Source organism: Limnohabitans sp. 2KL-17, assembly GCF_003063415.1.
Taxonomy (GTDB): domain Bacteria; phylum Pseudomonadota; class Gammaproteobacteria; order Burkholderiales; family Burkholderiaceae_C; genus Limnohabitans_A.
This window is the reverse complement of record NZ_NESK01000022.1, coordinates 17,057-26,042: the sequence shown is the minus strand read 5'-3', so window position 1 is coordinate 26,042 and position 8,986 is coordinate 17,057. Positions and strand designations below refer to the sequence as shown.

11 protein-coding genes and 1 tRNA gene are annotated in these 8,986 nt (G+C 56.4%); 3 read left to right on the top strand and 9 right to left on the bottom strand.

Going from position 1 to position 8,986, the window contains the following annotated elements; all coding sequences use genetic code 11:
- Positions 1 to 23 precede the first annotated feature (23 nt).
- On the top strand, positions 24 to 332 hold the full coding sequence (locus B9Z45_RS12075) for a DciA family protein (protein WP_108407471.1): 309 nt from the start codon (positions 24 to 26) through the stop codon (positions 330 to 332).
- A gap of 78 nt (positions 333 to 410) precedes the next feature.
- Here B9Z45_RS12075 and B9Z45_RS12070 read toward each other — a convergent pair.
- The 6 genes from B9Z45_RS12070 to petA all read right to left on the bottom strand — a co-directional run bounded on the left by B9Z45_RS12070 (position 411) and on the right by petA (position 4,520).
- Positions 411 to 486, bottom strand: a tRNA-Thr gene (locus B9Z45_RS12070).
- Positions 487 to 545: 59 nt separating this feature from the next.
- Complete coding sequence (locus B9Z45_RS12065) at positions 546 to 995, bottom strand: ClpXP protease specificity-enhancing factor (protein WP_108407520.1); 450 nt, start codon at positions 993 to 995, stop codon at positions 546 to 548.
- 18 nt (positions 996 to 1,013) lie between these two features.
- Complete coding sequence (locus B9Z45_RS12060; RefSeq protein ID WP_108407470.1) at positions 1,014 to 1,625, bottom strand: glutathione S-transferase N-terminal domain-containing protein; 612 nt, start codon at positions 1,623 to 1,625, stop codon at positions 1,014 to 1,016.
- Positions 1,626 to 1,717: 92 nt separating this feature from the next.
- On the bottom strand, positions 1,718 to 2,482 hold the full coding sequence (locus B9Z45_RS12055) for a cytochrome c1 (RefSeq protein WP_108407469.1): 765 nt from the start codon (positions 2,480 to 2,482) through the stop codon (positions 1,718 to 1,720).
- Positions 2,483 to 2,502: 20 nt separating this feature from the next.
- Entirely contained in the window at positions 2,503 to 3,912 is a 1,410-nt protein-coding gene (locus tag B9Z45_RS12050) for a cytochrome bc complex cytochrome b subunit (protein ID WP_108407519.1), read from the bottom strand.
- 11 nt (positions 3,913 to 3,923) lie between these two features.
- Complete coding sequence (petA, locus tag B9Z45_RS12045) at positions 3,924 to 4,520, bottom strand: ubiquinol-cytochrome c reductase iron-sulfur subunit (protein WP_108407468.1); 597 nt, start codon at positions 4,518 to 4,520, stop codon at positions 3,924 to 3,926.
- 139 nt (positions 4,521 to 4,659) lie between these two features.
- Between petA and mscL the strand changes: the two genes are divergently transcribed.
- A complete protein-coding gene (gene mscL, locus B9Z45_RS12040) occupies positions 4,660 to 5,091 on the top strand; it encodes a large conductance mechanosensitive channel protein MscL (protein ID WP_108407467.1) in 432 nt (143 codons plus the stop codon).
- A gap of 14 nt (positions 5,092 to 5,105) precedes the next feature.
- Here mscL and pdxA read toward each other — a convergent pair whose 3' ends face one another.
- Together pdxA and B9Z45_RS12030 are read right to left on the bottom strand one after the other, a co-directional pair.
- Positions 5,106 to 6,182, bottom strand: coding sequence for a 4-hydroxythreonine-4-phosphate dehydrogenase PdxA (gene pdxA, locus B9Z45_RS12035; protein WP_233252186.1), 1,077 nt, complete (start codon positions 6,180 to 6,182; stop codon positions 5,106 to 5,108).
- 11 nt (positions 6,183 to 6,193) lie between these two features.
- The gene (locus tag B9Z45_RS12030; RefSeq protein ID WP_108407465.1) at positions 6,194 to 6,946 is read right to left on the bottom strand and encodes a Nif3-like dinuclear metal center hexameric protein; all 753 of its coding nucleotides are present in this window, start codon (positions 6,944 to 6,946) and stop codon (positions 6,194 to 6,196) included.
- Between the two features lie 81 nt (positions 6,947 to 7,027).
- Between B9Z45_RS12030 and B9Z45_RS12025 the strand changes: the two genes are divergently transcribed.
- The gene (locus B9Z45_RS12025; RefSeq protein ID WP_108407464.1) at positions 7,028 to 8,185 is read left to right on the top strand and encodes a S1C family serine protease; all 1,158 of its coding nucleotides are present in this window, start codon (positions 7,028 to 7,030) and stop codon (positions 8,183 to 8,185) included.
- Between the two features lie 12 nt (positions 8,186 to 8,197).
- Here the strand turns inward: B9Z45_RS12025 and tatC are convergent, their stop codons facing one another.
- Entirely contained in the window at positions 8,198 to 8,986 is a 789-nt protein-coding gene (gene tatC, locus B9Z45_RS12020) for a twin-arginine translocase subunit TatC (RefSeq protein WP_108407518.1), read from the bottom strand.

Genomic DNA, 8,986 nt, shown 5'->3' with positions numbered 1-8,986 from the left:
AATGCTTGAACCAATTTACAGCCATGCAAAGACGCCACCAAGCCATTCCCTTGCACCAAGCCGCTCAAGAGTCACCAACTTTTGCACGGCTGGCCGACCTTGTCCGGGCTTCATCTACGCGCTTGAAAGCCATTTCAAACCTGCTGCCAGCGCCGCTGCGGGCCAGTGTTCAGGCTGGGCCGATCGAAGATGGTTGCTGGTGCCTCCTCGTCAGTTCCAATGCGGTGGCCGCCAAACTGCGCCAACTGGTGCCCGCCTTGCAGGCCCATTTGGCGCAAAAGGATCTGCATGTCACCTCAATCCGCATCAAGGTCCAAAACCGAGCGGGTTAGCCGCCTCTTTTAGGTGGCTCACTTGCGCGCAATCCATAAAAAAGGCCCTGGTTTTTAATCAGGGCCTTTTCAGGTTTGTGGTGCCGCTTGTCGGATTCGAACTGACGACCTACCGCTTACAAGGCGGGTGCTCTACCAACTGAGCTAAAGCGGCACGGGATAGATTCTAACTTGCCCAGAGACCGTCTCTGGGGCCAGCGGCTTTTAATTTTTTCATTTGATCCGCTTCAAGGTGGGACGAGCAGGGGATGTTGGCGGCATTGGTTCATCGCCCTCATCCACAGCGGATTCTTGAACATTCACGGCAGACAACGTGGCTGTGGACGAAGAAGCATCGTCATCGCTGACGGGGAAAGCCATGCCTTGGCCATTTTCGCGCGCATAAATGGCCATGACCCGTTGGATGGGCACCATGATGTCGCGTGGCTTGCCCCCAAAACGGGCTTTGAACTCAATGAATTCATTGCCCAGTTTGAGCGAACTGGTGGCGTCCATGCTGACGTTCAAAACGATTTCGCCACCCTGAACATATTCACGGGGCACCTGAACCGAGTTGTCCACCTTGACAGCCACATAAGGCGTGAAGCCGTTTTCGGAGCACCAATCGTACAGAGCCCGGATCAAATAAGGTCGGGTGGAAGGCAATTCGGTGGCACTGATCATCATTGGCTCCAACCGAGATTACTTGCGCATGACCTTTTCAGAAGGAGTCAATGCCTCAATGTAGGCAGGACGCGAAAAGATGCGCTCGGCGTATTTGAGCAAAGGCGCAGCGTTCTTGCTGAGTTCAATGCCGTAGTAATCGAGACGCCAGAGCAAGGGTGCGATCGCGACGTCAAGCATCGAGAAATTGTCGCCCAGCATGAACTTGTTTTTCAGGAACACCGGGGCCAGTTGGGTCAAGCGATCGCGAATGTGCGCGCGGGCTTTTTCCAGGGCTTTGTCGTTACCTTTGAGGGCTCGGTTTTCAAGGGTCAGCACATGTACAAACAGCTCTTTCTCGAAATTCAGCAAGAACAGGCGCACGCGAGCACGGTCAACCGGGTCACCGGGCATCAATTGGGGGTGCGGGAAACGCTCATCGATGTACTCATTGATGATGTTCGACTCGTACAGAATCAAATCACGCTCCACCAGAATCGGCACCTGGCCGTACGGATTCATCACATTGATGTCTTCGGGCTTGTTGTAAAGGTCCACGTCACGGATCTCGAAGTCCATGCCTTTTTCAAACAGCACAAAGCGGCAACGATGGGAAAAAGGACAAGTGGTTCCGGAATAAAGCACCATCATGGCGGAGGCTCCTCAAAAAATCAAAAAGAGTGGGAGGCCGCTAAGACCTACCACTCCACAAGACCCGACAATACTGCCGGGTGGAAGATCAATTACTTGATGTCTTTCCAATACGCGGCATTCAAACGCCAAGCGATAAAGGTGAATACTGACAAGAAAATCAGGACCCAGACACCAATGCGAACACGGGTATTTTGGGCTGGCTCGGCCATCCACTGCATGTAACCCACCAGGTCACCGATGGCCTGGTCGTATTGCAGGGGTGTCATTGTTCCGGGCTTGGTTTGTTTCCAGCCTTTGAAGATCTGGACTTTATGACCATGCTCTTCCTTGTCTTCAAAAATAGGCTCGCGCTCACCTTGCAACTCCCACAATGGGTTAGGCATGCCCACGTTGGGCAAGGCCAAGTTGTTCCAGCCGGTGGGCTTGGTCGAATCCCGGTAATAAGTGCGCAAGTAGGTGTACAGATAGTCGGCACCTGTACCGCCATGGCCCGAGCGGGAACGGGCCATCAAGGTCAAATCAGGTGGGTTCTTGCCGAACCAGTCCTTCGCCAACACAGGGTCCAGTGCCACTTTCATGTTGTCACCAACGCGGTCGGTGGCAAACAGCAAGTTGTCCTTGATTTGCTGCTCGGTCAAACCGATGTCTTTCAATCGGTTGTAACGCATGAAAGCAGCCGAGTGGCAGTTCAGGCAGTAATTGACAAACAGCTTGGCACCGTTTTGCAATGCGCCCAGATCGTTTGTTTTATTGGGGGCTTTGTCCCATGCAAGGCCACCACCAGCGGCGTGGGCATTGGCCATCAGACCCAGGGCTATCACAAAGCCCAGTGCGAGTTTCTTGAGGTTTCTCATGTTCTTGAATCTCCGTGATCTCAGTGAGGCGTGAAGACCACGCGGTCAGGAACCTGCTTGGGCGTACCCAGCTTGCTCCACCAAGGCATCAACAGAAAGAAGCCGAAATAAAACAGAGAGCCGACTTGGGAAACGCGCTCACCGATTGGTGATGGCGGCTGGACCCCCAGGTAGCCCAGGATCAAGAAGTTGATCACAAAGACAGCATACAAGTACTTGTGCCAGTCAGGACGGTATCGGATCGACTTGACCGGGCTGTTGTCCAGCCAAGGCAGGAAGAACAGGATGATGACCGCACCACCCATCACCACCACGCCCCAGAACTTGGCATCAATGGCCAGCATCATGGCGGCCAACGCGACTGCCGAACCGATCACGGCACTCTTGAAGAGGGTGGGCAACTTGCCTTTGGCAACAGCCAGCACAGCGCCGATCACGACACAAGCGATCAGCACGTACATCATTTCGCTGGTGATGGCGCGCAGCATCGAATAGAACGGCGTGAAGTACCAGACAGGGGCGATGTGCAATGGCGTGGTCAGCGGATCGGCCGGGATGAAGTTGTTGTATTCGAGGAAATAACCACCGAACTCAGGGGCGAAAAACACAATCGCAGTGAACGCCATCAAAAATACACTGACCGACAAAATATCGTGCACAGTGTAGTAAGGGTGGAAAGGAATGCCGTCAAGGGGGTGGCCTTGGGCATCTTTAGGCGCACCGGGTGCTTTGATCTCGACACCATCTGGGTTATTGGAGCCGACTTCGTGCAGAGCAATGATGTGGGCCACCACAAGACCCAACAAAACCAGCGGCACTGCGATCACGTGGAAGCTGAAGAATCGGTTCAACGTGGCATCGCCCACCACGAAGTCACCACGGATCAGCAAGGCCAGATCAGGGCCGATAAAAGGAATGGCGGAGAACAGGTTCACGATCACCTGAGCACCCCAATAGGACATCTGGCCCCAGGGCAACAGATAACCCATGAAGGCTTCAGCCATCAGGCACAAGAAAATCGCGCAACCAAAAATCCAGACCAGCTCGCGGGGTTTGCGGTAACTGCCATAAATCAGGCCACGGAACATGTGCAGGTACACCACAATGAAGAAGGCAGAAGCGCCCGTGGAGTGCATGTAGCGGATCAGCCAGCCCCAAGGCACGTCGCGCATGATGTATTCGACCGAGGCAAAGGCCAGCGCTGCGTCCGGCTTGTAGTGCATGACCAGGAAAATACCGGTCACGATCTGAATCACCAGGACCAAAAGCGAAAGCGCGCCAAACACGTACCAAAAATTCAGATTTTTGGATGCGTAGTACTCGGACAAATGGTCCTTGTACAGCTTGGAAGCCGGGAAACGGTTGTCCACCCAGTTGAGCAGCTTTTCGCCTGCGGGGGCGTTCGGAGAAATTTCTTTGAATTGAGCCATGTCAGTCTCCATCAAGCTTTCTTGTCTTCGCCAATGATCAATTTGGTGTCAGACAAGTACATGTGCGGTGGCACTTCGAGGTTGTCAGGTGCCGGCTTGTTCTTGAACACGCGGCCTGCCAGATCAAATGTCGAGCCATGGCAAGCGCACAAAAAGCCGCCAGTCCAGTCATCGGGCAATGAGGGCTGCGATCCTGTGGCGAACCTGTCACCGGGCGAACAGCCCAAGTGGGTGCAAATGCCCACAGCCACCATGATCTCGGGCTTGATCGAGCGGTGGCCATTCTTGGCGTAATCGGGTGTGGGGTATGCCGTGCGTGCAGAAGCCGGATCGGCCAATTGACCCTCGATTTTATTGAGGGACTCCAGCTGCTCGGGAGTCCGCTTCATGATCCATACAGGTTTGCCGCGCCATTCGACGGTCAACTTTTCGCCCGGGTTCAAGGCGGAAATATCAACTTCGACGGCCGCACCGGCCGCTTTGGCTCGTTCAGAAGGTTGGAAGCTGCTGACGAAGGGGGTGGCCACAAAGCCAGCGCCTACGGCACCTGCGCAACCGGAAGCAATCAGCCAGGTCCGTTTGCTGTTGTCGACTGGGGTGTCACTCATGGGAATCCTCTAGCGGGTCGTTATCAGGGTCAGCCTTGGATTGTAGCGGAGTGAAACAACCCACTGACTTACAAGAACTCTGCTGTGACACTGATGCCTCACAATTAGCGCAATGTATTCATTTTTTGGAGTCACTGATATGTCATTTATTCAAGAATTCAAATCTTTTGCCGTAAAAGGAAATGTCATCGATCTGGCTGTCGGCGTGATCATTGGCGGCGCTTTTGGCAAAATCGTTGACTCTGTGGTGGGTGACCTGATCATGCCGCTGGTCAGCAAGGCCTTTGGGGGGCTGGATTTTTCAAACTATTACCTGGCACTGGCAGGGCAAACCGCAGGCTTGTCTTTGCTCGAAGCCAAAAAACTGGGGGCCGTGTTTGCGTATGGCAGTTTCGTCACGGTGGCCTTGAACTTCACCATCCTGGCCTTCATCATCTTTTTGATGATCCGCCAGATGAACCGGTTGAGTGCATCCGCACCCCAAGCTGCAGCCCCTGAGGCTGCGCCGATCACACCCGAAGATGTTTTATTGCTGCGTGAGATTCGAGACAGCCTGAAAAACAAAGGCTGAAGCAGCCCTTCCGGTCAGCCGACGCTCTGGATCATTTGGCGGGCCATGCGAATGGCCTGGACCATGCTGCGGGCATCGGCCAGGCCTTTGCCTGCCAGGTCCATCGCCGTGCCGTGGTCGGGGCTGGTTCTGACCAAGGGCAACCCCAGGGTCACATTCACCCCTTGCTCCACCCCCAGGTACTTGACCGGTATCAAGCCTTGGTCGTGGTACATGGCAATGACCACATCAAATTCACGCCGACCATCGGACTGCTGGCGCGCGCGCATGAAAACCGTATCCGGTGCATAGGGGCCGTGAACATCCAGCCCTTCTTTCCTGGCAATGGCCAGGCAGGGCTGCAAAACCTCGATTTCTTCCTGCCCGAACAAGCCACCCTCCCCTGCGTGCGGGTTGACGCCAGCCACAGCAATGCGCGGTTTCCGGCCCAAGATCACCCCCAATGACGCGTCGGTGATGCGCAAGGTTTGCAAGACCCGCTCGACTGTGATGGCCTCCAAGGCGTCGCGCAAGGACACATGAATGCTCACCAGCACAGTGCGCAATTCGTCGTTGGCGAGCATCATGCGCACGGGCATTTGCGCCAAGGGCACACCCATATGCCGGGCCGCCTCGGCCTGCAGCAACTCGGTGTGGCCCGGGTATTGGTCGTAAGGTGCCCCTGCAGCATGCAGCGCTTCTTTGTGCAAAGGCGCCGTGACCAACGCGGCAACCTCACCCCGCAAAGCCGCGCGCGTGGCCCACAAAACCGCATCGCCCGCCAATTGCCCGGCACGTGCATCAACCCTACCCCAGGACAAAGCGGGGGCCTCAGGCACCACTTGCAACACGGGCAAGCAGCGAGGCGGTACATGCATGGCCTCTGCAGGGGTCTGGATTTCACAAACAGGAAACGCCGGCACGGTCTGCACCAAGGCCATGGCCCGGCGCATCAGGCCTACATCGCCCGCCACAAAACAGCCCTGGGTCGATTTCGGCGCACAACACCATGCACGGGCAATGATTTCAGGGCCGATGCCGCAGGGATCGCCTGGCGTGATGGCGATGGGTCGCTCAATTCGGGCCATTAACAGATCGGGTTCAGAAGTCATGCCGGAGCGATTCACGCAGGGTTGTCAATGTCAATAAAGCGGTGTTGCAAACCCAAGTCTTGCGCCACTCTGGCTGCAACGGCAGGTGCGCCGTAGCGCTCGGTGGCATGGTGACCGCAAGCGAGGAAGGCCACGCCGGTTTCTCTGGCCAAATGGGCTTGGGGTTCTGAAATTTCACCGGTGATGAAAGCGTCCACACCTTGGGCAATGGCCGCTTCAAAGTAGCCTTGTGCACCGCCAGTGCACCATGCCACGCGACGAACCTGTTGACCCATGTCGCCAACGCAGGTCACCGGGCGCGAAAGAACAGCCGACACGTGATCGGCCAGGGCCTGCGGCCTCGACCAGGGCTGTGTGCTGACGCCCAAAAAACCCAGGTCTTGATCACCGAATCGACCATCGGCTTGCCAACCCAGCAGGCGACCCAATTGGGCGTTGTTGCCCAATTCAGGGTGGGCATCCAGTGGCAAATGGTAGGCAAACAGATGGATGCCATGGGTCAGCAACAAGCGAAGGCGTTCGCGCATCCAGCCGACGATGCGCCCATCCTGGCCTCGCCAGAACAAGCCGTGGTGCACAAAAATGGCATCGGCTTGGGCTTCAATGGCGGCTTCAATCAGGGCCCGACTGGCGGTCACACCGCTGACCAGCAACTTCACCTCGCGGTCGCCCTCGACCTGCAGGCCATTGGGTCCGTAATCGCGGAATTTATCGGGTTGGAGCAGGACATCAAAGGCCTGGCCCAGAGTTTTGGCATTGGTCATGGCGGCGTGTTTAGGGGCTTGGACAGGTATTGTGGCGCAAGGCACCTGAGCATGACTGTGAATCAAGGAGAATGTGTAACCATGAAACGTTACTGGCTTTTATTTTCCCAATGGGTGACCGTCCTGCTGGCGGTCTGGTTTGTGGTCGCCACCCTCCAGCCCTCATGGCTGCGCGGCGCGCAGCGATCTGCCGATGGCATGACCTTGCTGCAGGCACCGGCAGGTTCGCCCCTGAACCGCCCTGCAGGCAGTCTGAGCGCCCCCGCCCGCATGGCTTCTCCTGCCGTTGTCAGCATCAACACCAGCAAAGCCAAAACCCAGAACCCCCAAAGCCAGGATCCCTGGTTCAAATTTTTCTATGGTGAGCAAGAAGAACAAAACCCCGCAGGCTTGGGCAGTGGCGTCATCGTCAGCCCCGAAGGCCATATTCTGACCAACAACCATGTGATCGAAGACGCAGACGACATCGAGGTCGTGCTGGCAGATGGCAGGCGCGCTGCGGCCAAAGTCATTGGCACAGACCCCGACACCGACTTGGCCCTGCTCAAAATCCAGCTCGACAAATTGCCTGTCATCGTTTTAGGTCAAACCCAAGACCTCGAAGTTGGGGATGTTGTGCTGGCGATTGGCAACCCATTTGGTGTGGGTCAAACCGTGACATCGGGCATTGTCAGCGCTTTGGGCCGCAGTCAGTTGGGCATCAACACCTTCGAAAATTTCATCCAGACCGATGCCGCGATCAACCCGGGCAACTCGGGCGGTGCGCTCGTCGATGTGAATGGCAACCTGATGGGCATCAACACCGCGATTTATTCGCGTTCTGGCGGCAACATGGGCATCGGCTTTGCCATTCCGATCTCCACGGCCAAACAAGTCATGCAGGATTTGCTGAAAAACGGCAAAGTCATCCGGGGTTGGATAGGGGTCGAGCCCCAGGACATGTCGCCCGAATTGGCTGAAAGCTTTCAATTGCCCAAGACGGGCCAGGCCTTGCCGGCTGGCGTCGTGATCACCGGTGTGCTCAAAAACGGGCCCGCTTCCAATGCGGGCATCCGCCCTGGCGACGTGATCGTCAAAGTGGCTGGGCAACCCGTGCGCAATGTGGCCGAGTTGTTGACCCAGGTAGCCAGCCTGAAGCCGGGTGAACCCGCCCAGGTGAACATCTGGCGTCGACAAGGTGAAGTGAATCTGAGCCTGACCCCAGGTGAACGACCCGCTGCCAACAAGCCCCGGCGCTAGAAAGCCTGCAGATCAGGCGGTCCCTTCGGGCTCTGCTGGCGGCTGTGTGTGCTTGATGAAAATTTGTGCAGCCCAGATGCCCAACTCGTAGAGTAAACACATCGGGATGGCCAATGCCAGTTGAGACACCACGTCGGGGGGGGTGACCACAGCGGCAATCACAAAAGCCAGCACCACGAAGTAGCCCCGGAAATCCTTGAGCTTTTGAACGGTGACAACGCCCATCCGGGCCAGCACCACCACCGCCACAGGCACCTCAAAAGCCAGGCCAAAGGCCAGGAACATGGACAGCACAAAGCTCAAATACGCCTCGATATCAGGCGCAGCGGTGATGCTTTTGGGCGCAAAGCTCTGGATGAAGCTGAACACCTGACCGAACACAAAAAAGTAACAGAACGCCACGCCAATGAAAAACAGCAAGGTGCTGGACACCACCAGGGGCATCACCAGTTTCTTCTCGTGAGCATAAAGGCCTGGCGCCACGAAGGCCCACACCTGGTAAAGCACCACGGGCAATGCAATCAAAAAGGCTGCCATCAGCAAAATTTTGAGGGGCACCATGAATGGCGAAATGACGGAGGTGGCGATCAGCGTTGCCCCTTTGGGCAAATGCACCACCAAGGGCGCAGCCAAAATGTCGTACAAATTACCGGGCCCAGGGAATATGGCCAGCACTGCAGCCGCCACCGCCACGGCAGCCACGGCCCAGATCAGGCGATCGCGCAGTTCGATCAGGTGCGCCACGAAAGGTTGCTCGGAACCTTTGAGTTCGTCGTCGGGCTGGGATGGGGTATCGGACAT

What these genes read in the sequence shown, in the direction of transcription:
- B9Z45_RS12030 (WP_108407465.1), bottom strand. Translation starts at nt 6,946, where the DNA reads ATGACCAATGCCAAAACTCTGGGCCAGGCCTTTGATGTCCTGCTCCAA.
- pdxA (WP_233252186.1), bottom strand. Translation starts at nt 6,182, where the DNA reads ATGACTTCTGAACCCGATCTGTTAATGGCCCGAATTGAGCGACCCATC.
- B9Z45_RS12060 (WP_108407470.1), bottom strand. Translation starts at nt 1,625, where the DNA reads ATGATGGTGCTTTATTCCGGAACCACTTGTCCTTTTTCCCATCGTTGC.
- B9Z45_RS12055 (WP_108407469.1), bottom strand. Translation starts at nt 2,482, where the DNA reads ATGAGAAACCTCAAGAAACTCGCACTGGGCTTTGTGATAGCCCTGGGT.
- petA (WP_108407468.1), bottom strand. Translation starts at nt 4,520, where the DNA reads ATGAGTGACACCCCAGTCGACAACAGCAAACGGACCTGGCTGATTGCT.
- tatC (WP_108407518.1), bottom strand. Translation starts at nt 8,986, where the DNA reads ATGTCCGATACCCCATCCCAGCCCGACGACGAACTCAAAGGTTCCGAG.
- mscL (WP_108407467.1), top strand. Translation starts at nt 4,660, where the DNA reads ATGTCATTTATTCAAGAATTCAAATCTTTTGCCGTAAAAGGAAATGTC.
- B9Z45_RS12075 (WP_108407471.1), top strand. Translation starts at nt 24, where the DNA reads ATGCAAAGACGCCACCAAGCCATTCCCTTGCACCAAGCCGCTCAAGAG.
- B9Z45_RS12050 (WP_108407519.1), bottom strand. Translation starts at nt 3,912, where the DNA reads ATGGCTCAATTCAAAGAAATTTCTCCGAACGCCCCCGCAGGCGAAAAG.
- B9Z45_RS12025 (WP_108407464.1), top strand. Translation starts at nt 7,028, where the DNA reads ATGAAACGTTACTGGCTTTTATTTTCCCAATGGGTGACCGTCCTGCTG.
- B9Z45_RS12065 (WP_108407520.1), bottom strand. Translation starts at nt 995, where the DNA reads ATGATCAGTGCCACCGAATTGCCTTCCACCCGACCTTATTTGATCCGG.